This window comes from Proteus sp. fly-1067 (assembly GCF_040139345.1).
Taxonomy (GTDB): domain Bacteria; phylum Pseudomonadota; class Gammaproteobacteria; order Enterobacterales; family Enterobacteriaceae; genus Proteus; species Proteus vulgaris_B.
The window spans coordinates 300,145-327,064 of record NZ_JBEEUL010000002.1 but is presented as its reverse complement, the minus strand read 5'-3'; the positions used below and the strand labels follow the sequence as shown (position 1 = coordinate 327,064).

Below are 26,920 nucleotides of genomic sequence, written 5' to 3'. Positions count from 1 at the left end.
ACTAGATTATTTTGTTGGTTTTTAGTGTGAATGAGTAGTGACCATAATCTTAGTGGGGTTGACATATCAAATGATAATGATTATCTTTTACCTTGTGAATAGTTGAGTGTTTTACTTGGTTTTTCACAACGACATTGCTCACATTGCTTCTAGTATTTATTGACCAACTCTCCTAGCGTTGGTCTTTTTTTTATCTATTGCATATTTATACTCATTTCATAATAAATAAAGAAAAGCATTACCTAAAAATACTATTTTCTTATTAAAGATAAAATAGTTTATAGTGTAATTTCAGTAAGAAAATCATTTTATATTTGGTTTTCTACCCATAATAATGGATTGTTAAACAAGCATTTTAGACTTAAAGCATATCATCAATAGGGATTTTACTTTATGGGCTTTATTTCATCTCTCTTTGAAAAAGAGAACAAATTGACATCGTTGCAACAATGGGAACAAATAAATAAAAAATATGCAGATAATCCTATTGAGCGTATCCGTGAAAAATTAGTACTTGTTGCTATTGTCGATCATGAACACAAAGAATTTGGCGCTAATAACCATAACTATCAATTAAACCCACCACTCTCTATAGAAAAGGCTAATCAGTTACAAGAAAAAGCTGGATGTAAATTTCCACAGGACTATATCGACTTTATCACTCGAATTGGTCATGGTGGTACAGGTTCTTATGGTGGTGCAGGCCCTTATTATGGGCTCTACGCTTTTGATGACGCGATAGATAGACATGATATAAAAAACTACGCATTACCCTGCTTGCTTAGCCCTAATATGGATATTGAGGAATGGAAAGCACTATGTCATGTACCTGATGATTGTAGTGATGAAGAATTTGATAATATTTACGATAGGCTTCACCAAGGTACACTCTATTTAGGAACCTGTGGTTGTGAGTACGATCTTTTATTAGTAGTGAATGGTGATTATAAAGGTCATATTTTATATACATCTGATTGGGTAAATTCAGATACTCCCTACACATTTTCTTATGAGACATCATTTACACAATGGTATGAACGTTGGTTAGATGAAGTTATTTTAGGCTATGACACAAGTTGGTTTGGTCATCGTATGGGAGGTAATGAAGAAGTTCTACTTTGTCTTGCCAACGATAACGATGATATTACTAGAAAAATCAATGCTATCAACTCATTAACTAAACTACCTAAATTATCAAATAGGAGTTTATATTTTTTAGAGCAACAACTACAAACCGAAAGTATTGAGTTATATAAAGCCTCTTTAAATGTCTTAGCAACTTATTTTAAAGAACTCGCTTTACCTCATATTCAACGAGCATTAATTACGCCATATGATAAAAAAACAGACATTGCGATTGCTGTTATTTACTTCAAATATAAAGACCAATATGCACAATTTAAAGAAAGTCTTATTTCTATTCTTAAAGTAACCAATCACGAAGATACATTGCGCTTTATCGGCTACATTTTAACAGAGCTAGAAACTATTTTTGTTGAGGACTTTCAGCCTTTCTTTACTCATCAAAATGTAGAGATCATAAGAAGTGCTATTTATGCAGCCTCTCATGATACTAATTTAAAATATAAAATTTCAGCATTTTTTGAACTAACTATCTCTGATAACGCAGAAATCAGCTTAGGCGCAATTCAGGCATTATCTAGTTCAAATTATATCAATAGTGAGCTATTGGGTTATTTAAAAAAAGCTTGGGAAATGTATCCTGAAGAAAAAAGTCCCTATATTCGCAATAATATCTCTTCTTATATCGCTAAGGCATACCCAAACACTATGATTGATGTAAAACAATGGTAGTTAATAGATAGACACCCTATCATCTTTTTGCATCTGTTCTAATTAGGCAATAATCAATCATTATTATTGCCTAATTTTCACCCAAAATAATTATAAATACGTATTTTTTTGTTCTAAAGATTAAGAAATTTATCAATGCTCTCAGCTAAATGTATACAAATTTTATTGCTAAATTAATATGATTATTAGCTATATGATCCACCCCTGAGTTCCCAATAAATTAAAAATAGATTAAAAACAATCAATTACATTAAAAATGAATCAAGTATCTATTGATTTTTTCAAAAAACACTTTTAGTTTCACACTTATTTTCATTATTTTTTTTTAAAGTTTGTTACAGATTGATATCTTTTTTTCCCTTACTATTGGTTTCAGTATTTCATCACTGATAGATATTTAATTTCCCCCCGCCTAGTGCGGGGATTTTTTTATCTCAAGAACTCAATTTAATACTGGTAAATAAAATTACTGTTCCTTTCAAATTAAATGTTCACTTGTTTTTTATAGCTAAGATAAAATTTAATTTCTCAAGAAAAAACCAAAAAAACTAACAAGTTAAAAAGGCCATTATTTTTATGACCTTTTTATCACTATTTTATTTCATTTCTATTTATAAGCTTCAAAAGTAATAATTTCTGTTTCATTATTTGGTTCGCGTAAATATTGATAATCTCCAGAAATTGTTATTTTTTTAAAACCAATAAACTCAAGGAGCCGTTTAAATTCATAAATACCAAACCATTTCAATTTAAACACTTCCCACTCACTTTCAATTATTTTCCCATTTCTCCATTTATCATAACGGTGATGAGATATTATTAATTGATTAATATAATCTATTTCGGCATTCACCATCTGCAAGGTAATTAAATCCCCTTCCGGCGTTTCAAATTGTCGACTAAAACATTGGCCTTTGGTAAAGGTATGCGCCAGACTAATGTCAATTAGCAAACGTCCATCTGGATTTAATGCGTTATAACATTGTTGAAGTGACTGTAGTGCTTTTGTTTCGCTATCTAACAATAAGAAAGTTCCTGTCGGAATAATTATTGCATCAACAAGTGTCTCAACTTGGAATGTCAACAAATTATCTTTAGTCACTTTATCTTGGGGGTATCCATGACTTCTTAGATTTTCCATACAGAAATAAAGCATCTCATCTGAAAGATCAAACCCTTCAATATTAAACCCAGCCTTTAATAAAGGGATCAAAATACGCCCAGTTCCCGCAGCGGGTTCTAAGATTTTACCATTAACATCCTTAAGACGCTCTTGATAATATTCTACATCACCAAAACTACATCCTATAGGTTTATCTATTTGGTAAACTTGGGCTGATAGTGAATGATAACTCTGCATAAATATTTTATTCTCTTTTTGTTGTTTATTTTAAATGATAATAAAGTGATAAATTAAGATATCAATGCTTAACTAGATAAAAATCATCAAATAAAGATATAGTTTTTATTTTTACAGTAACTTCGTCGAAATATTTTGACAAATTTTTTGTCATATTTAAATAGCTCAGATTATTAATTTTTTGTTTTAACAACAAAATGTATCATGAAAAAATTAAGTAATATAACTTATGTTTAATAAATTTATTTTGTTAATAAAAGTAGACCTAATTTTATCAAATTAATACTATTCAACTAGTTATGTAAGCTATTTTTTATTTCAATTATTATTCTATTATTGTAGCCTTCAATAATTCATTCATAAATGTTTATATAATTGTCATTATCCATCAAGTTTTTTTACAGATTGATATATTTTTTTTCTCTAATATTCCTTCCATCAGCCCAGTACAAAAAATACAGATCTTTCACAATAGAGATCAATTATTAAATTTGACCAATAGAATAATATTAAGGAATATAAAATGAAAAAGAATCTTATTATAGGAGCTTGTTTAACATTTTTATTATCAGCACCCACCCTCGCAAATAATAATAAGGTTATTGGTTCAGGAACAATTACTTTTACAGGCTCTATCGTAGAAGGTAATTGTATGATTAACTCTGTCGGACATATATTTAAGACAAATTGCTGGAATGGTGTTGAAATGGAGGAAACACAGCATAAAATTGAACCAAATGAAATATTTAATGCTAAATTAAATGAAAATAGAGGTTCAATGAATATAAATTGGCTTAGTGAAAATTTAGCTATAATGGATATAGTATATAATTAATCACTTCTCTAATCTAATATTTATTATTAAATAATGAGTATATATTTTCGAACATTAGAAGTTATTACTATATTTATATAAATGGTATTTTTCTATTATGATCATAATATATTAAGCAGGTGTAATTAATTTATATACCTGCTAACTCTATTCTTCTTCTTACCTTTTTATTTTCCATTCTATCCTTTTGTTTCATTTTTCATTAATCCATACAAACGTAAGGGTTGACAAGATAATTGATAATGATTATCTTTTAGATTGTAAATAATTGAGTTTTTTACTCAACCTTTACAACGACATTGCTCACATTGCTTCCAGTATTTACTGTGACCAACACATTATGTGTTGGTCTTTTTTTATTAACCTATTTATAAATAGGTTAATGATAGAAACTCGCTTCACCTGCAGGTCGTGTTTTGAATCGTCTATGGGCCCATAAGTATTGTTCTGGCGCCCTCATGATTTCTGTTTCAATCAACTTATTCATTCTATCTGTATCGTTTTGAATATTCTCACTAGGGTAATTAACCAACTCTTCACCAATAATTAAGCTGTATTGTTTACCTTTCTTATTTTCGTTTCTAATCAGCGTTACAGTTAAAGAAGGTGCTCCTGATAATTTGGCTAATATTGCAACACCTTTCGAAGTTGATGTTTTTTCGACACAAAAGAAAGGTGAGAATGTGGTTCCTTTCAAACCAAAATCCTGATCAGGAGCAAACCAAATTGCCCTTCCTTTTTTTAGCTCCATAACCATAAATTTTAAATTACGTCTATCTATCATCCCTTTATCAGAACGGCATCTCGCTTTAGTTTGAATATATTCCATCGCTTTATTATTATGCGGTCTATACATGGCATTAACAGGGAAACAAAGCCCCATGATACGCCCACCCAACTCTAGCGACATCGAATGTATACCGATTAATAAAATTCCTGCATTTTTCTCATTAGCATTTGTAAAATTGGATATTCCCTGTACTACAAAAAGTTTTTTTAATCGGCGATCACTCCAAAACCAAGCCATTCCTGTTTCAAATAAAGCAACACCAAGTGAAGATAAATTCTCCATGACGAGTTTATTTATTTCATATTTATCTTTATTAGGAAAACATAGCTCTAAATTTCGCTTTATTATAGAGACTCTTCTTTTTACAAAAAAACGAGATAGTAACCCTAAACGTTTACCTAAGAAAAGTAACCAAGAATAGGGTAATTGTACTAATAGAAAAAGAATAAAAACACCAAACCAAGTTAAAAAATATTTTGGGTGTAACAGATGCAATGAAAAAAAATTTTTAGCGTACACAAGTTTGTCCTTAGAGAACTAAAAGCATTTAAGCCACATTGAATTAGACAGCATTTTTTTTAGATAAGTCATTAAATATTAATTTAATATTCTTCTTTAAATTATTTTTTATGATTTATCTGATATCTTTCTATTCTAATGAAGTTTTTTTCTTTCTTTTCATCGAGAAGGCAATATCTTGCTATCTTTATTTCAGCATTATAAGAATTTTATTATTTTATCTATCATACCAATTATAAAGGTAAATATACTTATGGTAATTTAAATTATTTACATTAAATATTTACTTAACTTTAATAAAATGACTTATATATCTTACTACGTGAAAATATAAATAAAGTAACATAAAAAGCGGATATAAAAAGCAGACACAAAAAAACCCCACCGAAGCGAGGTTTTTTATTAGCCTGATTAATAAATAAGATATTACTTAACGTAATATCTTATTTAATCATGACTAAAAATTACAGACCGATTACGTTCGCGGCTGCAGGGCCTTTAGCGCCATTTTCGATAGAAAATGAAACTTCTTGGCCTTCTTTCAGAGATTTGAAGCTTTCGCTTTGGATCGCTGAAAAGTGTACGAATACGTCTTTGCTACCATCTTTAGGAGTGATAAAACCGAAGCCTTTATCATCGTTAAACCATTTTACTGTACCAGTCATTGTATTAGACATAAGATTTCCTTTAATTAATTATTTTGCCATAAGGCATTGTTTGCGGTTTGATTTCGGATTTTACTTATGGTCACTATTTGAAGGAATTCGCTACGAAGAGGTATCATGGATAACGCTAAACGGTGAACTACTTAAAACTGCACTAACATAAATAGGTCTGTACTTCCAAACCAGTGGCGCTATTAAGTCATATAATTCGATCTATAGCAAATTATTTTCAAATTTATTTAAAAAAAAATGTCATTTTGGCAATTTAGAAAATAATTATAATATAAGAGTAATTATCCATCCAACCGAAAACCATATTTATAATTGTATTTTCCGGTAGAACTGAAGTAAATCGATTAAATATACCTTAAAACAGTAGATACTGTTATTTTTTATAATACGCAGTATCTACTCCATCAATAATATAGTGCTTAGTTTTAATCAACTAATTCTAATAAAATATCTTCAGTTTTTGTCCACAGAAGTGATCCACCTTCTTCTGGCCATAAATGTCGTTGTGCATTAGGAAAACGTTGAAACAACAATGCTCCAAAATCAGGAGAATGAACGGTACTCGTATCTTTCATGCCATACCATAATGTTGTTGGCGTTTTTATGTCTTCTGGTGAAAAGCCCCATGATTGCATAGCAATAAGAAGATCTTGAGTATATCCCTCATTACCTTGTTTAAAAGCTTCAGCCATACATTCTTGGTAAACAGGAAGAAAATCTATCGATTGATAAACAGCTAAATCAACATCTGCACTGTAATTTAGAATAAAGTCCATTAGCCAATTAGCTGATATATTTTGCTTAATCCAAGAAGCTAATACGTCAGGAGCACTCACCGCCTGCTGTTGCATATTAGCAACATCGTCTGTGAGTTGGTTTCGCGTATCAGGATAATCAAATTGATCTTGTCCTGCGACAATGGCTAATTTGTCTACATGACAATAAAAGCAAAGTGCCATAGCAAATACAGCCCCTTGAGAAAATCCCACTACATTAAAATTTTTAATATTAAGATGTTCGAGTAAAAATAAAATATCTTGAGAAAAAGATTTTAACGTTTTATGAGGATCGAACGTTGAATTACCTAATCCTGGACGAGTTGGGGTAATTAAACGGATATTAAGCTTATTTAGATATTCAATGTCCACACCTAATAGACCACTCATACCTGCACCAGTACAAAATACCACTGGTTTACCTTGTTCTGACCCAGACTCATACCACTCTAAAATTCTATTATCAGGTAACACTACATTATATTTTCTTGAATTTTTAACTTTCATTAGATTTATTCTCTATTAATTTTTTGATAGTATAATGCCCACTATATTAAATAGTGGTGTATTATTTTCTAAATTTAACTTTTAAAAACTAATATGAGACTAGCTAAGGATAAGATTTCATATAAACTCACAATAAATTTTCTGATAGTGTTCAAGGTAAGAAACGAATAATTTTTATGTTATTTCACACAGTATAACTAAAATGAGCCCATTCGTTAAGAGCCTATTTATACTGTTATCACTACTTAAATCACAATATCACTATATAGTTAAATTAAGCTTATTTATTGAGCTCAAAATAACACCTTTATCATTATCCTCCGTGTACTTTTAAGTATATTTGTTTAATTCAAATAATTTCCTTTTCTATTTGTTAAATAAAAAAACAGTATATTCTCCCTTCTATTGAACAACAGTAAAAACACCAACTTATATTTAACAGCACAGGAATTATTATAGTTATATTTATGATCTTTTTATTTTTAAATTTTAAAAGCTACTAAATTGATAATAGATATGCTAAAACTCATTGCATTCTATGGAAATATTTTACATTCAACCTGATTTGTAAATAAAAGGGAAGTTATACACACTCCCCTTTAATTTTAAACATTATTGCTATAACGAAGCTATTTTACTAATTCGCACATACGCCCTTTATCTTCGGCAACACGTCCATTTATAGCATCATCTTCTGAAATGGTAGCGAGGTTAAACTCATTTTTCCCTTTTCCCCATATTTGGAAATTTTCACCAACATAACGAGCACCACTCGCCGCAATAGCCTCTTGCAGAACAATAATTTCATCGCTGTAGTACATAACAGCAAGCTGTTCATTAGGAAATGAAACTCTAATTTTCTGGCCTTCACAATTATAAGTATCCGTTTTAGCAGCTAAAGCGGGAGCAGCTATTAACGATGAGACTAAAGCAACAGCTGAAATAGAAAATAACTTATTCATTATATCTCCTAAAATAGTAAATGAATTTCACTAATACAATAAAGCTAGGCGCTTTCTTTTAAAGACAAAATAGGATACTTCCGCATTTAATGAAAACAAAAAATTTATCTTTATTTGAATAAATAAAATCAATCATTGATTAATGACCTCGCCGGTTATTTTTTATTTAAAATCAAATTTAATTCAAATAATTTTCAATACATAACTTTACATTAATACTCGCCTATTTTACTTTATTCAATGTAACTACCACTATACGATATGCTATTATCCTAGCACCTATAAATTTATTGTAGTTCAATAAATTAAATCGATCTTATTGAAAAATATCGATAGAGAAAAATAATAGGAATATTCATGCTTCAAGAGAATGTTGTTAAAGATATCATTGTTTGGATCGAGCAGAATCTTGATTCACGTTTATCATTAGATATCGTTGCTGAAAAATCAGGCTATACGAAGTGGCACTTTCAGCGCTTATTTAAAGCATATACAGGAATATCTTTAGGAAAATACATACTCGCCCGCCGCTTATCTTGTGGTGCTTATGCCTTACGTATTACACGTTGCAGTCTGCTAGATATTTCATTGAAATACCGGTTTGACTCTCAGCAAACATTTTGTCGTGCATTTAAAAAACAATTTAATATCACCCCTTCCGAGTATAGAAAAAAACCAGGTTGGGATATTAGTGAGCTTATTTTTCCAGCACTAGAAACTGTTGAGCTAAGTGCCAAATATGAGGTCGTTACCTTCCCTTCTCTAAAATTAGCCGGCATGTCACACCAGTATAATAAACCCATTTCAACGTGGAATTCAGACAAGAAAAAATTCAGAAGGGAGTTTTGGCGTAAATTTTTGAAAGATGTACATACAATACCGACTGAGTTATACGCAATGCACAGAGCATCTGCAAGTACATTAGATGACACCATGTACATTTATAACACTGCGATTGATAAAGAAAAGCTATCAACGGCAGCTAATATCTCAGCAATGTCACAATTAGAACTACCCAGTGGTAATTACTTAGAAATTACTTTCCATATGGATGAAATTTTGGATTCATTAACGGGTTATGATGACATTATTTATACGGTATATACTAAGGTATTACCAAAAATGAATTTATTACGTAGACCTGGCCCTGATATTGAACGATATACACTAAAAGAGCCAGTGAGTTACGATAAATTACTTGATCAAAGTGGGCAGTATTTGCAAAAAATTAGCTACTATATTCCTGTTATTTAATGGCCTATTATTAAAAAGATCCCAACAATTTGGGATCTTTTGTCTAAACTATATTTAAAACAATATTTATCTATCAGTCTTTTTTAGACTTATTAGCAAAGAAAATATCATCTTGAATATCTTTTGTTTTTACAGTAAATAATTCATTTGTTAAATTTTCGGTTAATAACTCCGCACTTTCCATCACACGTAAATTAAATTCATTTAGCATTTTATCTGCACCTACTTTATTTGTTTTAACCATAGCAAGATATTTAGCTTCCATTTCTTTTTGCTCTAATGCTGTTTTTTCTTCCCATTCTTGGTAGGCTTTTTTTACTATTGGTGCAAGTTTTGGATAGTCTGTCATCACTAATGTTTGTAATTTTCGATATTTCCAATAAATAGAATCGCTATCTGCTTTATTTGTACCTATTCCATAATGTTGAGGATAAGCTTTTAGTCCACTGTAATACGGAACAAATGCAGTTAAATCCGCCATACCTAAACCAACATAAGTTACTTCACCTATTTCCTGAGGAAGTTCAGGACGAACTTGCATTACATGTGCTTCATAAGTTCTAAATACACTAATTGGGCGCCATGGCTCTTTACCATTTAATCCATTGGTATAAGGATCGTGCTCTGTACCTTCAAAATGATTACGTAACATTGCCTTAGCTTCTTCAACAGAAACTTTTTTCTCTGGCGTTAATAAAGGTGCAAAATTGCGCCCATCATCGACAGCTTGTTTTAGTGATGGGTTAAATTGTTGTTGAATGATCCACACTCGAGGATCATTATAGGTGCGATCACGTTCATCATCACGCGTATAAGCTTTAGAGAAATTAAAAACCCCCTCTTTTTCTGGGTTATAAAGTCCTTTTTCGATCGCAAATTCCACTAAATTTTTAGAACCTAAAACATCATCTCTTTTAATATCATAAAATTGTAGCCTGCCTTGATTGCCTGTTGCGAAATACTTATCTTTAGGCATTTTTTGTGCAACCCAATGATGTCCTGTCCCTGTTTCTAAATACCAAAGTTCATTTTTATCAACAACTGCAACTCCGAATCCTTCTCCAGCCCCTTGTTTTTCAATAATACTTCCTAATAATTCGATTGCTTCACGCGCTGTTTTTGCTCTTGAAAGTAACACATCAGGAATATCATCTTCTGTTATTCCTGTATCTTCAACATAAGGATCAAATGCAAGTGCTTGAGGTGAGGCGAAGATAGATTCTGTTCCACTAACCCCAACACCCAATTCATTAAACCCAGTTGCACCATGCAATTGTGTTTTCCAATTAGGTACAGTGGTATAACGTAATGAATTTTTAGGTAATGGATAAGTGAAGTTATTAACACCATTATGCTCTTTAGTGCTATAGATGCCTGTTTGGTTTGTTTTTGCTGGATGAATAACAAAATGTTGTGCTTTTAATGCATCACTATCTGCGCTACGAGCAATGATATATGAACCATCATTTGTTGCTTCAGTGCCAGCTAAAAGCGTGGTACATGCTAATGCAGAAGAAGCAAGTGCTATATTAATTGATAAGGCAATAATGCCTTTTTTGAATAAAGACATAAAACTCCCATTTGCTTGTTATTTATAATTTGTATATTAATTAAATATCTATAAAGAAATAAAAAACCAGATAGATAATTGGAGATAGAATATTAGCAATGAGAAAGAGAGTATTTCCGTGATTTATATCTCAACAAGCATTATATTTCGAAATAAAAACATTATTTAATCATATCGTATTAATATTAATAATCTTTATTAAAAGATATATTTAGAATGCAATTAAATATTAAAAAACATTGTTATTAGTAATCACTTCATGTAATAAATCATTATATAATGCACAAATTATGTTAATTCCATTGTGATTTAATAACCCCCCCCATTTATTAATATTTATTCTCTTATTAAATTTAAATGATGCGTTTTTTTATAAATTCTAATAAATAGTAGATCTCTTTGTTAGGCTCTACTGCACTTGTATAAATAACTCTATATCCTGTATCTAATAGTGCATAAAAAGTGGCTAAAGTCAGAAAATAATAAAATAGCCACTAAGAGAGTTAATGTCTTTAATGGCTATGTTATTTAACTAGAGTTTATCGATAAACCGCATTAACTGCTGACGTAATTGTTTATTTTCTTGTTTAAGTTGCTCATTTTCATCTAATAAAGTGAGCGCTATCGCAATCCCATGCCAATCTAATGCAAGTTCTTTATGCAGTTTTAATGCGCGGTGTGTTACTACAATCGCATTATCATCAAAAAACCATTCTTGAGTTTCAATTTCTAATGGTTCAATAACACCAAGTGCGACAAATTCTTTGAGATCATCACTGGATATTCCCGTATGATGACAAAATTCAGTAACAGTAAATACTGTTGTTGTTAATTGACCCATTATTTATTCTCCCAGTCTTTACGTGGATTATAATCGGCCTGGCTATCTGCAATTTGTTGCCATAATTCGCGTGTCTTTTCATCCGGTTTCGGTGGCATGACAATTTTAATAATTGCATATAAATCACCACTGACTTTTTTGCTAACCAATCCCTTCCCTTTAATGCGCAATCTTTGCCCAGTTTGACTTCCTGCAGGGATCGTTAATAAGATTTTTTCTTTTATTGTGGGTATAGGAATTTTTGCACCTAATGCAGCCTCCCAAGGTGCAACAGGAACAACGATTTCTAAATCATGGCCTTTAATATCGAATAAAGGATGTGGTGCAATGCGGATTGTTAGCCATAAATCACCGTTTTCACCACCATTCTCGCCGGTTGTTCCTTGCCCTTTTAAACGAATACGTTGACCATCAATAACACCAGCAGGAATTTTAACATTCAATGTTTTAGGTATTTCTTTTTCTAAGATCCCAAACACATTATAAACCGGTAAATGATAACTGATTGTACGTTTATGCTCTTCTTGCGACTCTTCTAAAAAAACAGCTAATTCTATTTCTAAATCATGACCACGTTGTTTTTGAGGTTGTTGAGCTCGTCGCCCTTCAAATGGAGAATGGTGTCCAAAAAAAGAGGTATAAAAATCGTCAAACTCTTCTTGGCTAAAGCTTTCTTGGTTTTGATTTGAGTGTTGTTGCGTAAATTGCCTAAATTTCGGGTCGTTGCGATGAGCCCAGAGCTCATCATATTCTGCCCTACGTTGTTCATTACCTAAAACTTCCCAAGCTTGAGCAATCTCTTTAAAACGCGCCTCAGCATCAGGCTCTTTACTGACATCAGGGTGATATTTTTTTGCTAAACGGCGATATGCTGTCTTAATCGTTTTAATATCATCCGTAGGTTTAACGCCCATAATGGCGTAATAATCCTTTAATTCCATAGTGATATCTCAATTACGTTAAATAACAAATAAAATATTAATACCTTATACTTAATTTATTATAGAACAGAGAAACTACGTTGGTTAATGAAACTCTTTAAAGCAGAATTTTTCAGCTTATAACACATAGATTTACCCTTTCATTATTGCCTATTTAGCAAAAGTCTTTTGTTTTTATCCCTCTTTTTAGAAAAACAGATAAGAATACAATAACTGCCATCGAAACATTATGAATAGCACGACCTTCTATCAATATGAGCTTATAGCAGCAAGTAACGATAGCTAAATTCAATAAGTTATGAGCATGTGCTGTATTAACCCATCATGAATATTGAATTGTGCTTTAAAATTAATTCAATTTATTAAGAGAGAATATTATGAGCGTTCCAGTATTAGGTCTTGGTACTTTTCGTTTAAAAGATGACGTTGTTATTGCCTCTGTAAAAACAGCGTTAGAATTAGGATATCGTGCAATTGATACTGCTCAAATTTATGGCAATGAAGTAGCCGTTGGTCAAGCAATCAGTGAAAGTGGTATTCCACGTCAAGATCTCTATATCACAACTAAAATTTGGATAGAAAATTTACCTAAAGACAAATTGATCCCGAGCTTAAAACAAAGTTTACGTGATTTACAAACCGATTATGTTGATTTAACTCTTATTCATTGGCCATCACCTAATAATGCGGTTTCAGTAGAAGAATTTATGCAAGCATTATTAGAAGCAAAAAAACAAGGTTTAACACGTGAAATTGGGATCTCTAACTTTACGATCCCATTAATGGAACAAGCAATTAACGCCGTTGGAGTAGAAAATATCGCAACTAATCAAATCGAATTATCACCTTATTTGCAAAGTCATCATGTTGTTAATTGGGCGAGAGAACATGGGATCCCTATTACGTCTTATATGACATTAGCCTATGGTAAAGCATTAAAAGATGAAACTATTCAGGCAATTGCTAAAAAACATAATGCAACTGCCGCACAAGTTATTTTAGCTTGGGCAATAAGTGAAGGATATTCTGTTATTCCATCTTCAACAAAACGTGAAAACTTAGCGAGTAATTTATTAAGCCTTCATCTTCAACTTGATGCTGAAGACAAAAAAGCAATTGCAGCATTAGATTGTAATGATCGTTTAGTTAGCCCTGAAGGATTAGCACCTAATTGGGATTAATGAAATAGCGACAAATTTTGTCAAATATGGGGTGAAAAGATGACTTTTCACCCTATTTTTTTATTTTTTCGCACTATAATGAGACACCTTATAAACAAATTAAATAACATGGTGTTATCATTTAACCCTCTCATTTAAAATATTTTTTATTTTTTAAAATATTTTTTATTAAGTAAAAACAATATCTTATTTAACCCTCCGTCTATTTTTAGCAATTTATTGTTAAGTGGCATTTGAAATACTTTTTTATACGAGGTAGATTTGTCATTAAGAAAAGTCATTTACCTAGTGACAAATTTAGCTTTTTATTCTGACTAAGATAAAAAGCAGATAAATCACATTATTCAATGCAATAAGGGCGGTAAAATGGAAAGGATTATTATCCCTACTCACTATATTCATGTACGCTCAACGCCACTTTGGACTGTAGATACAGCCCCAAAATCAATATGGGAAAGACATTTAGATAAAGGAACTCGCCAAGGGGTTTACCCAAAACTATCTGTTATGCAAGGAGTGATTGTTTATTACGCATATGCAGATGAAATTAGCCCGGAGCCAACAGAAACATTAGTGATTAATGCGGGTGAATTTGGTGTATTCCCACCAGAAACATGGCACAAAATAGAAGCAAAAACTGAAGATACTGTTTTTAATGTCGATTTTTATGTCGATCCCAAAGTCCTTGCTGAAGGTTAATAATATGGAAAATGAAAACAAAGGTTATTTATTAGCATTGATTAACACTAATGATAATGAAAAAGCTGAAAAAATCTTTCTTAACCCTAAAATTTTATATATTCCAGAAATCGCAACAAAAGAAATTTTATCATTAGTTGATGAATTAAAAAATAAAATAAATCTTGATACTCAAGAACTCTCTTTGGAACTCACGAACAAAAATAATGGCGTTTCTGTTGATCAAGAGTGTTATTTAACCGATTTACTCGATGCTGATACATCAAGTTTAATGGTAAAAGATCTTATCAATATTGTACGTGGTTATGATATGGATGAAGAAACAAATGTTTGTGGTTGGTGATCTGATGTCGTGAAAGGAATATATCACCTTCACTATATATATTGATAATGAAGGTGATTGATTAATACCTAGAGAGAAAATTGAAGATCATTTTTTAAGAGCCTATCTATCATCCAATACCCTGCTTTTCCTGGCGGATTGTTTCTAGACCAAACTAAATCAATATCTATTTTTTTAGGAAATTGATCGTAATTTAAGCTCATTAATAAGCCATGCCCAAATTGCTTTACTAACCATGTAGGTAGTATCGCCCATCCCATCTCTTGTTCTGCCATTTCGAGCAATAATAGATAATTAGGTGCCTGCCAGTTTTTCTCACTATTAATAACAAATTGAGCACGACTACTTAATCTAAGCTGACGATTCATTGTGAGATGCTGATAAGTTATCTGCTTTTCTTTCACCAAAGGGTGGGCTTTATGTGCATATAATCCTAGCTCACCTTGTATAGGTAATCGGGCAAAAGCAATATCAGCAGGATATTCTATTCGTGATTCCATCATACCAATATGCGCCTGATTATTTTGCAGCATATTAATCACATCATCATTCTCAGCAACAAGAAACTCAAATTCAAGATGTGGGAATTCTTTATCTAGAATTTTCAAGAGTTTCTCTGAATAAGGTGGTTGATACATATCAGAGAATACACAACTTAAACGAGGCTCCATTTCAGGCGATAGTTCTATTCTTAATGCCTGTAATCGCTCATCAGCGGCTAAGATATCTTCAACGAGGCTTAATACTTTCTGTCCTGCAAAAGTGAGTGTTGATTCTCGTCCTTTGCGCTCAAACAATTCAAACCCCATATCATCTTCAAAACCAGTTATTGTGCTACTGACCGTAGATTGGCTTTTATTTAATTTTCGAGCAGCTGCAGAAAATGATTTTAATGAAGCAGCTTCAATAAATGTACGTAAAGTTTCTATGGAATAATTCATTATGGTATCGGTTTTTTCGATGGCACCTATTTTGTATATATACAAAATATCACCAATAATTGCACTCGTTTTTTGTTAAATAATTAATTTGAGGTGGGATATGAGCCAATATCAAAAAACATTTACTGAGCGCGTTTTTCACGCTGTTACATTTGAAGCAATTGCTATCGCCATAACAGCACCGCTTAGTGCATGGCTTTTGGGTCGCTCCATTTTTCAAATGGGCACAGTGGCTATTGTTTTATCAACGTTAGCGATGCTATTAAATCTATTTTATAACATGATTTTCGATCGTTATTGGCCTTTATCTAAAGGACCAAGGCCAACAAAAATACGTATTATGCACGCAATTGGTTTTGAATTTAGTTTTGTTATTATCGGTTTGCCAATACTGGCATTTTTATTAAATATGTCGCTATTGGATGTATTTTTATTAGAAATAGGATTTTTTATCTTCTTCCTTTTCTATACTTATGCATTTAATCTTAGTTACGATAAATTACGCGAAAGCTGGTTCAGCCATAAAGAAAAACGTATTGTTGCACGTAATTAAAATCTCAAAAAAGCACCCTTTGATATTGAAATGACCCCAGTTTATTGGATAGTTCATATTCCATTAGGTGCTTTTTTACTTATTTTTCATAATTAATCATAGGTAAATGTGAAATCTACTTTGCCATTCGCTTCATCATATTTAACTGGATCGTTACTATAGTGAATAGTTAGAGGTAAATTTAATATTGACCGTTTGATCTTGAACAGGGAAATTTGCTAATGCAAACTAGCTTGCGTTTAAGTTGGAACATATTGACCTCATTGATATAAGAACCTTGTATTTATACAAATAAAAAGCATTAATTTAATTAAAACCATATCAAAGAATAAATTCGATATAAAAACACAAAGCTAACATGATGAGAAAAAGAAAAATAAAAAGAAAAATAATATCAGAATTATAATCCAAGTAATCTCCTAGATTTCATAAAAACCAGAAACAAATAAAAAAACACACAAACATCTAAAAAAACAATTGCTAGTACAAATATGGTATAAACCTATTAATATCAAGATAGTAATAATAAAATTAATGACTATCATCATGCTAATATGCTTCAAATTATCTCAATAGTAAATTAGAATTATAAAAGTTCTATAAAAAATAAAGGTATTCTTTTTTAGAAGAAAATATAACACATAGTCTAAAGGATTTTATGATGGTATTTTTTATAAGTTATATGATACTCGCTATATTTTTGATTGCCGCACTGGCTCATTGGTCTTTTTCTGCATTATTTCCTAAAGCTCCTTCTACAGCACTTTCATGCCTTTTGGTCAGAACACTTATTGGCATCTTACTTGTTATCGCTGATATTTGTTTGATTTTTATTTTACTCAGTCAATTACTTTGATTTAATTAAAATTTATATGAAAATACTATCGAAGTTGTTTTTCTTTATCTTATATTTTTATTAATTTTGGTCTAAATATTTTCAATAATTCCATTACGATTTTAGATAATCATCCAATACAAGCAAATCGCATTATTCATATATTTTCCTTAAAACTTATCTAAACGGACAGTTAATTGTCCAATTACGAGCAAAAAACGTGACTACTCAGGCAGAATAAACTTAATTAACCTCTATTATGTTAACAAATAGTAAAACATTTTTTTAACAAATGAGAGGTGATATGAAAAAAAAGAGTAGTATTGCATTTATCAGAAAAAAATTAGTGAAAGATAATTCTATCTACGTGAAAGAGCTCAGTACGCTACTTCATGTATCGGAAAGAACAGTAAGAAGATACATAGATGAATTACAGTTATTAGGTATAGCAACTAAATTTCATGGTGGAGTGAGATTACAAAAAATTGAATTAGAACCAATAATAAATAGAACTATTGATGAAACCAGAGTACTTCAATTTAATTATGAAGAACAAAGTAGAGATAAAAAAACTGCAGATAAATGCTCATTATATATTTTAGGATCTTTCAATTTAGATGTTGTCACAGAAGTTGAAAGATTTCCTTTTGTCGGAGAGACAATCAAAGCAATCTCTACAAATTTTTTTCCTGGTGGGAAAGGTGCTAATCAAGCAGTTGCGGCGGCTGAATTAAATGACCATGTGCATTTTTTTGTTAAAGTAGGCGACGATTCATTCGGCGCTACTGCAGAGAAATATTTCGGAACTACAAAGATAAGTTCATATACCTTAATTAAGGATGCCAATGCAAAGACAGGGAATGCATTAGTTATGGTTGAGAGCACCACCGGTAACAATAGTATTGTTATTGATCTAGGGGCTAATGCAACCATTACTAAAGCTGAAATTCTTTCAGATATTAATAATCTACAATCGGCAAAAATTTTTCTTACTCAATTAGAAAATAATATAGAAGCAACTAAGTTTGCGATTGAAATAGCAAAAAAATCGGGATGTTATGTCATTCTTAATCCAGCACCCTATTCAGAGCACATTGTCTCACATTTGCCATCTGTTGATTTATTAATACCAAATGGAACAGAAGCAGAACTAATATCAAACATTAAAATTGATAGCGTTATTTCAGCGCAGGAAGCCATAAAAGCAATACACAATTTAGGTGTTAAAGAAATAGTAATGACACTTGGTGACAGTGGTGCTCTTTATTTCAATGGTAACACTATGAAATATTACAAAGCGATGAGTGCATCTGTCGTTGATACAAGTGGTGCAGGTGATGCATTCACAGGTGCTTTGGCCGCAAAATTAATAGAAGGTAAAAATATGGATGAAGCAATTAAATTTTCTATTGCTTATGCATCATTGGCCGTTGAAAAAAAAGGTGCATCATCAATGCCTTCTAGGACAAGTGTTGATGCCAGATTAAAAAAAGAGCGTATGTAAGGGAAGTGCATAAATAACCCCCCCGTTAATAAATTATATAATCGAGGTCGTTATGAAATATTTAATTTTCATTATTAGCCTTCTCTTAATTTTTATAGTGGCATCTTCTATTAGTTTTAATGCTAATAAAATAAAAATGAAATTTATTCCTATAATTATTCTTCTATTAATAGAGGCCACCGTTGCTTTTATACTTTTACATACAACTATTGGGATCACAATTCTTAATACAACGAATATAGGTATAGAATATTTAATACATCATGCAAATAAAGGAATTGATTTTGTATTTGGAGATATAAGCACAAAAACACCTATTGTGTTTGTTATTGTTGCTCTAATGCCTTTAGTATTTATTTGTTCAATTATTGGGATATTAAAATATTTTGGTATTCTACGATTGATTATTCTTACTATTGGTTACCTTATTAATAAAATAGCAAAAGTCGGTAAACTTGAGTCTTTTTCAGCAGTTAGTGCTGTTATTGTAGGTATGATGGCCGTATATGTTTCGATTAAAGAATACATACCCAATTTAACAAAACCACAAATGTACACAATAGCTGCATGCTCGTTGTCTACTGTGGATATCGCAATACTGGGTGCATACACTCAAATGTTATCACCTGAATTTGTCTTTATTGGTGTATGTCTAAACTTTTTTAGTACTTTTGTTATTGTTTCTATTATTAATCCTAACGATCCCATTGAAATATCGAGCCATTTTTTTGCCCCTAAAAATGAGCATCATAGTTTTTTTGAAGTACTAACAGAACATATGCTTGATGGTTTTAAATTAATTCTAGCTATAGTTCCAATGCTTCTTGGCTTTATTGCCCTGATTAGCATGTTGAATGATATTTTTTTATACAGCATAGGAATTAGTTTCCAAGGTCTTCTTGGCTATATTTTCTCACCCATAGCGTTTTTACTTGGTGTTCCATGGCAAGACAGTATTCAGTTTGGGCAAATTATTGCCACAAAAATTTTAACAAATGAGTTTGTTGCAATGTTTGATTATAGCAAATTGGATGATTTAAGCCCGAGAACAGAAGCCATTATCTCTGTATTCCTAATTTCGTTCGCAAATTTTGGTTCAATAGGAATGATTATTGCCTGTGTCGCCAGTATCAGTAAAGAACATGGAAAAATGATAGCGGCAAACAGTTTTCGACTGATAGTCGGTTCAACGTTGGTGAGTTGCTTATCTGCAACAATAGTCGGTATTTTTGTCAGTTGATATTTATTTCCTTAGTCCTAGTTTTAGTTTTATTTGTTATTCAATGTGTTATGTAAGTTATCAAAGGAGAAGTTATATGACTAAAATTATTATAGATTGTGATCCGGGTGTCGATGACGTTATTGCAATTTTACTTGCATTAGCATCACCAGAAATTAAAGTTCTGGGGATCACAACCGTAGCCGGAAATATTGAGTTGGATAAAGTTCATGAGAATGCTCGTAATATTCTCTCATTTGTATCACGACCCGATATACCTCTAGCAAGAGGATGTGAACGACCTTTGATAGCACGCAGAGGAAATAAGACTCAAGTACACGGCAACAATGGTCTTGCGGGGGTTACGTTACCGAAATCTAATTACACTTATCCTGATATACATGCGGTGGATTTTATTATTGATACAGTGATGTCTAACCCTAAAGAAGTTACCCTTTGTCCAACAGCACCACTTACCAATATCGCAATGGCTATGCTCAAAGAACCAAGGCTCAAAGATAATGTAAAAGATATTGTTCTAATGGGAGGCGCCGCATTTCGCGGTGGAAATATAACACCTGCCGCTGAATTCAATTTTTATGTTGATCCACATGCAGCACATATTGTTTTTGATACAGCAGAGCATATTACGATGCTGGGATTAGATGTAACCCATAAAGCTGATATTCGAGCTGGTTTATGTCAATCGTTAGAGCAAGGTAACGTTATTGCTAGAACAGCAGCAAAAATGGCTCGTGGATATGCTGCATTTGATCCCTTCTTACATGATCCCTGTGTAATAGGTTATCTAATTCGCCCAGATATTTTTACAGGTATAAACGGTCATATTGATATTGAGTACGGATCAGGCAAACTCTTTGGTCTAAGCTTCGCAACAATCCATGATGACCAAACACCATCTAGAAGTAATGGCAATTCAAATGAATGCCGCATGAATACGATGATAATCACTGATGTTCAATCAGAGAAATTAATGTCGCTAATATCTGAACGAATTTTATCTTTATAAACTAAATCAAGAAAAATACAGAGAAGTGTAGCTTCTCTGTATCAATCTTTATTATATTATTTTTTTCTTAAAAAGAATTGATTAATATTTTGTTGAAAATTAAACAAGAAATATCCTAATAGTAAATTCGTGCTATGTTTAAAAATAAATAAATCTATTATGATGACTAACATCATAGTAATAGAATATTAGTATTTACATAATTATTTATATATAACAATAAATTAGGATAGAAAATATGACTAGTTATAAAAATTTAATAGCACTAATCGTTATATTATTTACCTGCATAATAGGGAGCGCACATGCAGAGCAACGCCCTGATGTGGCAGATAATGTCATTGCCTATAAAGGTCAACAAGGAGTGATTGTTTGGACTCTACGTGTTGGTGATCGTAATGCTAATGAAGCATTAGTACAGATCGAAAATATTGACCATGACTGGAATTTAAAAATTCAAAAAATGCAGGTCGAAAAAACCACTAGAGATACCCGGTACTCAATAAATATTAATGGAAATAAATTTGTTACCCTAATTATTGAGAATAAATGCTGTGGTAACCTTTATATACCAGGAGAACCTCAGCCTATATCAGTAAATTACTCTGAAGAAATATCCCATGAAGGTAATGCACAAGCATTTCTCACTGATTTTCTTCAAGCTCAAAATAATGAAATCAACAAATAAGCCTTTAAAATTATTTTGATACTAATACTAAATAGGTGAGTTTTATTGATTATTTTCTCACCTATAAAATAGAATGAAAAAACAGCCCTAAAATGGCAATGATTCCGCAGTACTTTTATTTTCTTTGGTATAGTTACTTATAGTAGCAAACTACCACTTCAGGTCGATTGCATTCATTTTAACTAATGCTTCAAATCCTGATAGATACTGAATAGGGTCACACATGGAAATGTTTTTAATAGAAAGTCTTTCAAACTTATCCCTACTCAATTTTGCATTGATTAAATAGAGATCATCTTCATCACCAGTTTCATGATTAAATATCTGAGGTTTCATATTGAGGGTATTAAGTATTAAGGGGGTATAATGTTCCCCCATTTGTACCCAAAAAATGGAACTTTCAAGAGACTTCAGGAGACAATGATTTAGTGCGAAGGTTTGATTTTACTGGGATAAGGAGACTTCAGGAGACGCTAGGAGATGTTGAGATGGCGGAGGAGGAGAGATTCGAACTCTCGGATGGTTTCCCATCGGCGGTTTTCAAGACCGCTGCCTTCAGCCGCTCGGCCACCCCTCCGCAATGGGGAGCAATATAAACACCTAGGCTTATATTGTAAAGGTCTTATTGTACTGTTTGCTGTAAAATTAAACGCATTACAAGTCAATGGCTTAATTAATCAACGATTTATGGGTTCTGCTTGGGTATTTTCCTTATTTTTGCTAAATTAACGCTATTATTTTTGATTGGTCATAATGCATATGTTTGTATTTAACGGAAAAGAAGTCGAGACAGATAGTCACGGTTATCTAAAAAATAGCAATGAATGGAGCGAAGATATGGTTCCAACATTAGCTGAAATAGAAGAAATTGAGCTGACAGAACAGCACTGGGAAATTATCCGCTTTGTTCGCCAATTTTATTTAGAATTTAATACCTCCCCTGCTATTCGTATGCTGGTAAAAGCCCTTGCGCAAAAATATGGCGAAGAGAAAGGCAATAGTCGCTACCTTTATCGCCTATTTCCTAAAGGCCCAGCGAAGCAAGCCACAAAACTGGCTGGTTTGCCTAAACCCGTTAAATGTATTTAAAACATTAGCTTTTAATAAAAAATAATTAAAAACTACATTACTCATAATGGCGGATTGAAAAATCTGCCATTGATTCATATTCACAAGGTGTGGCAGACCAAAATGTAATCTTGGCGCTTCTAGGGCCACCAGCTTCTAACCAATTTTCAAATTCTTTGAATGCATCTTCCTTTGCAAACGCTCTTACTCCCACACTACCATCGTCACGATTCCAAACATAACCTGTTATTGGTTGTTTTTTCATCCATTGATAAGTAAAAAAACGAAATCCAACACCTTGTACACGCCCTTGAATAATATATTCTCTGCCCTTTTTCATATGCTCTCCTGATAGTGTTGTTAAAATAAAAATTCTACTCAGGTTATTGTCTTTTCTTTATACAATAGATAATCTGATTTTGTGAGGTTCTTTATTCATAATGAAAGCAAAGGATTATATTTTTTTCAAATCCTTGATATTTCACTTTATGCCCTCATATATATAACCAATAAGCAAGGCTATATGGAGGTGATACTATGATGACCGCCAGCAAATTTGGGATAGGACAGCAAGTTAGACATAAATTACTCGGCTACTTAGGCGTTGTTGTCGATGTGGATGCTGAATATTCCCTTGATCAGCCTAATGAGGATGATATTGCATCTAATGTGACCTTGCGAGCAGCACCTTGGTACCATGTTGTGATGGAAGATGATGAAGGACAACCTATTCATACTTATCTTGCTGAAGCGCAGATAACTTATGAAGTTTCAGATGAACACTTAGATAATGACTCATTGGATGAGCTATCGCAGTCAATTCGTAGCCAATTACAGGCTCCACGATTAAGAAATTAACCGAATAATCTAAATAAGCTGTGATCTGAATAAATATGATAATCGCCGAATTTGTTTTCGGCGATTTTATTTTGATTTCTTACCAAGGAAGGCCATGTGCTTCGATTTCTTTTTTAGGGCAACGATCCATAACCACTCGTAATCCTGCCTTTTCTGCTAACTCTTTGGCATCTTCATTAATCACATCAATTTGTAACCATAAGACTTTGGCATCAATTTCAATCGCTTCTTTTGCGATTTCTAATGCGGCAGATGATTGACGGAAAACATCAACCATATCAATCGAGACAGGAATATCTTTTAATGAGGTATAGCATTGTTGACCTAACAATGTTTGTCCAGACATACCTGGGTTTACAGGAATAACATCATAACCTTGTTCTAATAAGAATTTCATGACTTTATAGCTTGGACGATCTTCTTTGCTACTCGCACCAACAAGTGCAATTGTTTTGACACTTCTTAAAATGTCATAAATATCTGAGTCCACCATTTATATACTCCGTTCATCATGAAGATTGAAAATATTATGATACATCATAGTATCTTGATCCGTTCATAGCTTGTAAGATAAAAAAAAGGTATTTTGACAGCTGGAACAATAACTATATTTATTTTTAAAGGTATCAAATGGAACAAATTGACCGCACGCTCTTAAAAGAAAAAAATATCGCGCTTGTTGCCCATGATCACTGTAAAAGCTCATTACTTGAATGGGTTCAAAATAATCGTGAACAACTGTCTCTACATAAATTATTTGCAACAGGAACCACAGGAAATTTAATTAACCACCACACAGGCCTAAGTGTTACTCAAATGCTAAGTGGCCCAATGGGTGGTGACCAACAAATAGGTGCAATGATCGCTGAAAAGAAAATCGATATCATGATTTTCTTTTGGGACCCATTGAACGCCGTTCCTCACGATCCAGATGTTAAAGCCCTTCTACGCTTAGCAACAGTATGGAACATTCCGGTTGCCACCAATCGTGCAACTGCAAACTTTTTAATTTCATCGCCTCTGTTTTCACAAGAATCCACAATTAAAATTCCTGATTACGAAGGTTATTTAAAAGAAAGATTAAAATAATTCTAAGGTTTTCGCTGTATAGGGACACCTTGAGATTTTAGCTCTGAAACAAAACAAGATGGCTGTTGTTTATTAAATAATAGCCATACTTGTTTTTTTGCTCTTGTTAATGCGACATACATTAAACGTCGTTCTTCTGCATTAGGATAATCTTCAACTTTTGGTAATAACGCTAATTCGATAATTGATTCCCTTGCAGGTGCTGGGAAAGCATCTTTACCCTCTTGTAAACCTAAAATAATGACATAATCAGCTTGTTGACCCTTCGATGCATGGAAAGTCATAAATTCTAAATTTAATTTAGGCCAACGTGTCTTAGCTTTTTTTAATAGTTCAGGTTTTAAATAATGATAACGGGCGAGTAAAAGGATCGTTTCATTGTCACCAACGTAACCACTCATTTTATTTAATAGATTTTCAAGTTGATCATCTGATAATAAAACAACCGCTTTTTTATTACCTTTAGCTAGGCTATTTAAAGGCTTAGATAATTGCATTGGATTTTGTTGAATAAATGTATTAGCAACATCACCAATTACGTCATTAAAGCGGTAGGTCGTATCTAATGCACATTCGGCGCCTTCTCCAAATGAATGATGAAAAGAGGTCGTTAATAATAATTCTGCACCACTAAAACGGTAAATAGCCTGCCAATCATCACCCACAGCAAATAAAGACGTTTGTTTATTTTGCTGCTTTAATGCTGTTAATAATGATGCTCTAAGTGGCGAAATATCTTGAAATTCATCAACAAGTATATGTTTCCATGGGCTAATAAAACGCCCTTTTTCAATAAGATTAATAGCTTGGTGTAATAAACCGGAAAAATCTATCGCATCTTCTTCTTTTAATGCCATCTTCCATGCTTTTAATAAAGGAGATAACAATTTTAAATATTTTTTAAATGCATCTGTATATTCAGATTGTACACTTTCAATCAGTGATTTTTGGCTACCGCCTTGCATTCTTAACAAGCCAATCCAACGTTCTAACCTTACAGCAACTTGATTTTCTAATTTTTTATCATGCCAAAATTCACCTTCTGGAATATCCCAATCAAGCTCTTGAGATAACCATTCACGCCATCCCTTTGCTTGTGCTTTTTTCTGCTGGCATTGATTTCGCCATTCGCCTAATAATAATGCTCTTCTTTTTTCACTATTTATTTCAAGTTCACTAATTTTAGGTTGTTTCTTTGTCGCTTGTTGAATAATGGATAATGCTAATGCATGGAATGTTTTCGCCATAATATCGGCATTTAAACGCGCTGAGATACGTTCATTCATTTCTTGCGCCGCTTTACGCCCAAATGCCAATAACAAAATTTGCTCTGGCTGCGCTAAATTTCGACGTAATAACCATCCTACTCTTGCGACTAATACAGATGTTTTACCACTTCCTGCCCCCGCTAAGACTAAAATATTCTCTTCACCATTAATAACCGCGCGACATTGTGATCCATTGAGTGGAGATGATTCAATCGAATTAAAAAACTCCGCATGCTCATTTAGCATTTGTGTTATCCATGCAGAATTTTCTTTATTAATAAGTGATTCACCTTGTTTTAACCACTCTAAACATTGCTGATAAAGCACTTGGCAATTATCAAATTGGGTAAGGCGTTCGAGTGGAAGTGGAATAGCCGAGAAGCTTTCTTTTATAGATTGTTGAATTTCACTAAGGTTAGATTGTTTTATCCATTTATTAGATTGCGTAATTTCAGTAATATTTTGGAGTTGTTTCTCAAGAACTTGAGCACTTATTTCACTCATTTCTTGACTCCAAAGTTGCCATGTCTGGAATAGATATCGATAGAACTGCTGTGTTTCCTCCCAGTCTGTTCCATGTAATCGAACCACTTTATCTTCAGGCAATAAAAATTCTAATTCGCCCCACACAATCCCTTTTTTACAGTGAATATCAATCAATTCATTAAAAGGAATTAAATACTGGTGTTTTTCACCACTGACTTCAATACCTGCATTTAACAATTTGACTCTATTATAAGGATGCTGTGCTAAACGTTGCCCCATCGGAGTGGATTTCAGTTCCATACGTAATTCCT

27 protein-coding genes and 1 tRNA gene are annotated in these 26,920 nt (G+C 32.4%); 15 read left to right on the top strand and 13 right to left on the bottom strand.

Annotated features, from left to right (window positions below):
* Positions 1 to 393: 393 nt before the first annotated feature.
* Positions 394 to 1,815, top strand: coding sequence for an SMI1/KNR4 family protein (locus ABN217_RS06055; RefSeq protein ID WP_196553299.1), 1,422 nt, complete (start codon positions 394 to 396; stop codon positions 1,813 to 1,815).
* 607 nt (positions 1,816 to 2,422) lie between these two features.
* Here the strand turns inward: ABN217_RS06055 and ABN217_RS06050 are convergent.
* A complete protein-coding gene (locus ABN217_RS06050; RefSeq protein ID WP_196553300.1) occupies positions 2,423 to 3,175 on the bottom strand; it encodes a class I SAM-dependent methyltransferase in 753 nt (250 codons plus the stop codon).
* 523 nt (positions 3,176 to 3,698) lie between these two features.
* On the opposite strand from ABN217_RS06050, the gene ABN217_RS06045 reads away from it, so the two are divergent.
* Positions 3,699 to 4,010, top strand: coding sequence for a YmdA family protein (locus tag ABN217_RS06045; RefSeq protein ID WP_349459181.1), 312 nt, complete (start codon positions 3,699 to 3,701; stop codon positions 4,008 to 4,010).
* Positions 4,011 to 4,389: 379 nt separating this feature from the next.
* On the opposite strand, the gene lpxL is transcribed toward ABN217_RS06045, so the two are convergent.
* The 4 genes from lpxL to ABN217_RS06025 all read right to left on the bottom strand — a co-directional run bounded on the left by lpxL (position 4,390) and on the right by ABN217_RS06025 (position 8,241).
* Entirely contained in the window at positions 4,390 to 5,319 is a 930-nt protein-coding gene (gene lpxL, locus ABN217_RS06040) for an LpxL/LpxP family Kdo(2)-lipid IV(A) lauroyl/palmitoleoyl acyltransferase (protein WP_340896001.1), read from the bottom strand.
* Between the two features lie 464 nt (positions 5,320 to 5,783).
* A complete protein-coding gene (gene cspE, locus ABN217_RS06035; RefSeq protein ID WP_193014255.1) occupies positions 5,784 to 5,996 on the bottom strand; it encodes a transcription antiterminator/RNA stability regulator CspE in 213 nt (70 codons plus the stop codon).
* Positions 5,997 to 6,421: 425 nt separating this feature from the next.
* Positions 6,422 to 7,279 (bottom strand): alpha/beta fold hydrolase, encoded by an 858-nt coding sequence (locus ABN217_RS06030; protein ID WP_196553303.1) that lies wholly within the window; start codon positions 7,277 to 7,279, stop codon positions 6,422 to 6,424.
* A gap of 629 nt (positions 7,280 to 7,908) precedes the next feature.
* The gene (locus ABN217_RS06025) at positions 7,909 to 8,241 is read right to left on the bottom strand and encodes an MliC family protein (protein WP_196553304.1); all 333 of its coding nucleotides are present in this window, start codon (positions 8,239 to 8,241) and stop codon (positions 7,909 to 7,911) included.
* Positions 8,242 to 8,598: 357 nt separating this feature from the next.
* Between ABN217_RS06025 and ABN217_RS06020 the strand changes: the two genes are divergently transcribed.
* The gene (locus ABN217_RS06020; protein WP_349459180.1) at positions 8,599 to 9,495 is read left to right on the top strand and encodes an AraC family transcriptional regulator; all 897 of its coding nucleotides are present in this window, start codon (positions 8,599 to 8,601) and stop codon (positions 9,493 to 9,495) included.
* A gap of 73 nt (positions 9,496 to 9,568) precedes the next feature.
* Here the strand turns inward: ABN217_RS06020 and ABN217_RS06015 are convergent, their stop codons facing one another.
* The 3 genes from ABN217_RS06015 to cbpA all read right to left on the bottom strand — a co-directional run bounded on the left by ABN217_RS06015 (position 9,569) and on the right by cbpA (position 12,847).
* A complete protein-coding gene (locus tag ABN217_RS06015) occupies positions 9,569 to 11,065 on the bottom strand; it encodes a C69 family dipeptidase (RefSeq protein ID WP_349459179.1) in 1,497 nt (498 codons plus the stop codon).
* Between the two features lie 532 nt (positions 11,066 to 11,597).
* Positions 11,598 to 11,906 carry a chaperone modulator CbpM gene (gene cbpM, locus ABN217_RS06010; protein WP_196553306.1) on the bottom strand — a complete coding sequence of 103 codons (309 nt, stop codon included), beginning with the start codon at positions 11,904 to 11,906 and terminating at the stop codon, positions 11,598 to 11,600.
* The gene (cbpA, locus tag ABN217_RS06005; protein WP_196553307.1) at positions 11,906 to 12,847 is read right to left on the bottom strand and encodes a curved DNA-binding protein; all 942 of its coding nucleotides are present in this window, start codon (positions 12,845 to 12,847) and stop codon (positions 11,906 to 11,908) included. The genes cbpM and cbpA overlap by 1 nt, the downstream gene beginning before the upstream one ends.
* Before the next feature lie 377 nt (positions 12,848 to 13,224).
* Between cbpA and dkgB the strand changes: the two genes are divergently transcribed.
* From dkgB to ABN217_RS05990, 3 genes are all read left to right on the top strand, one after another.
* Positions 13,225 to 14,028: a 2,5-didehydrogluconate reductase DkgB gene (dkgB, locus tag ABN217_RS06000; protein ID WP_197269368.1), complete on the top strand. Its 804-nt coding sequence runs from the start codon at positions 13,225 to 13,227 to the stop codon at positions 14,026 to 14,028.
* Positions 14,029 to 14,394: 366 nt separating this feature from the next.
* Positions 14,395 to 14,727 (top strand): TehB family protein, encoded by a 333-nt coding sequence (locus ABN217_RS05995; protein ID WP_196553309.1) that lies wholly within the window; start codon positions 14,395 to 14,397, stop codon positions 14,725 to 14,727.
* Positions 14,728 to 14,731: 4 nt separating this feature from the next.
* Complete coding sequence (locus ABN217_RS05990; protein ID WP_196553310.1) at positions 14,732 to 15,070, top strand: DUF1869 domain-containing protein; 339 nt, start codon at positions 14,732 to 14,734, stop codon at positions 15,068 to 15,070.
* Between the two features lie 68 nt (positions 15,071 to 15,138).
* Here ABN217_RS05990 and ABN217_RS05985 read toward each other — a convergent pair whose 3' ends face one another.
* Positions 15,139 to 16,011, bottom strand: coding sequence for a LysR family transcriptional regulator (locus ABN217_RS05985; RefSeq protein WP_072069628.1), 873 nt, complete (start codon positions 16,009 to 16,011; stop codon positions 15,139 to 15,141).
* A gap of 100 nt (positions 16,012 to 16,111) precedes the next feature.
* On the opposite strand from ABN217_RS05985, the gene ABN217_RS05980 reads away from it, so the two are divergent.
* From ABN217_RS05980 to ABN217_RS05955, 6 genes are all read left to right on the top strand, one after another.
* Complete coding sequence (locus ABN217_RS05980) at positions 16,112 to 16,564, top strand: multidrug/biocide efflux PACE transporter (RefSeq protein ID WP_349459178.1); 453 nt, start codon at positions 16,112 to 16,114, stop codon at positions 16,562 to 16,564.
* 661 nt (positions 16,565 to 17,225) lie between these two features.
* Entirely contained in the window at positions 17,226 to 17,420 is a 195-nt protein-coding gene (locus ABN217_RS05975; RefSeq protein WP_349459177.1) for a hypothetical protein, read from the top strand.
* Positions 17,421 to 17,703: 283 nt separating this feature from the next.
* On the top strand, positions 17,704 to 18,903 hold the full coding sequence (locus ABN217_RS05970; RefSeq protein WP_196553313.1) for a ribokinase: 1,200 nt from the start codon (positions 17,704 to 17,706) through the stop codon (positions 18,901 to 18,903).
* A 52-nt stretch (positions 18,904 to 18,955) separates the two neighbouring features.
* Positions 18,956 to 20,143, top strand: a complete 1,188-nt coding sequence (locus ABN217_RS05965; RefSeq protein WP_196553314.1) for a NupC/NupG family nucleoside CNT transporter — start codon at positions 18,956 to 18,958, stop codon at positions 20,141 to 20,143.
* Between the two features lie 76 nt (positions 20,144 to 20,219).
* On the top strand, positions 20,220 to 21,152 hold the full coding sequence (locus ABN217_RS05960) for a nucleoside hydrolase (RefSeq protein WP_072069636.1): 933 nt from the start codon (positions 20,220 to 20,222) through the stop codon (positions 21,150 to 21,152).
* Between the two features lie 238 nt (positions 21,153 to 21,390).
* The gene (locus ABN217_RS05955; RefSeq protein ID WP_196553315.1) at positions 21,391 to 21,840 is read left to right on the top strand and encodes a hypothetical protein; all 450 of its coding nucleotides are present in this window, start codon (positions 21,391 to 21,393) and stop codon (positions 21,838 to 21,840) included.
* A gap of 489 nt (positions 21,841 to 22,329) precedes the next feature.
* Here ABN217_RS05955 and ABN217_RS05950 read toward each other — a convergent pair.
* A tRNA-Ser gene (locus ABN217_RS05950) sits at positions 22,330 to 22,417 on the bottom strand.
* A gap of 182 nt (positions 22,418 to 22,599) precedes the next feature.
* Here ABN217_RS05950 and tusE point away from each other — a divergent pair.
* Positions 22,600 to 22,929, top strand: a complete 330-nt coding sequence (gene tusE / locus ABN217_RS05945) for a sulfurtransferase TusE (protein ID WP_072069726.1) — start codon at positions 22,600 to 22,602, stop codon at positions 22,927 to 22,929.
* A gap of 37 nt (positions 22,930 to 22,966) precedes the next feature.
* Here the strand turns inward: tusE and ABN217_RS05940 are convergent, their stop codons facing one another.
* Complete coding sequence (locus ABN217_RS05940; protein ID WP_115350983.1) at positions 22,967 to 23,248, bottom strand: acylphosphatase; 282 nt, start codon at positions 23,246 to 23,248, stop codon at positions 22,967 to 22,969.
* Positions 23,249 to 23,445: 197 nt separating this feature from the next.
* On the opposite strand from ABN217_RS05940, the gene hspQ reads away from it, so the two are divergent.
* A complete protein-coding gene (gene hspQ / locus ABN217_RS05935) occupies positions 23,446 to 23,766 on the top strand; it encodes a heat shock protein HspQ (RefSeq protein WP_181879868.1) in 321 nt (106 codons plus the stop codon).
* 79 nt (positions 23,767 to 23,845) lie between these two features.
* Here the strand turns inward: hspQ and ABN217_RS05930 are convergent, their stop codons facing one another.
* A complete protein-coding gene (locus tag ABN217_RS05930; RefSeq protein ID WP_072069638.1) occupies positions 23,846 to 24,259 on the bottom strand; it encodes a CoA-binding protein in 414 nt (137 codons plus the stop codon).
* A 137-nt stretch (positions 24,260 to 24,396) separates the two neighbouring features.
* Here ABN217_RS05930 and ABN217_RS05925 point away from each other — a divergent pair, with 137 nt between their 5' ends.
* Positions 24,397 to 24,855, top strand: coding sequence for a methylglyoxal synthase (locus ABN217_RS05925; protein ID WP_072069639.1), 459 nt, complete (start codon positions 24,397 to 24,399; stop codon positions 24,853 to 24,855).
* A gap of 2 nt (positions 24,856 to 24,857) precedes the next feature.
* Here the strand turns inward: ABN217_RS05925 and helD are convergent, their stop codons facing one another.
* Positions 24,858 to 26,909 carry a DNA helicase IV gene (gene helD, locus ABN217_RS05920; protein ID WP_349459176.1) on the bottom strand — a complete coding sequence of 684 codons (2,052 nt, stop codon included), beginning with the start codon at positions 26,907 to 26,909 and terminating at the stop codon, positions 24,858 to 24,860.
* Positions 26,910 to 26,920: the final 11 nt, after the last annotated feature.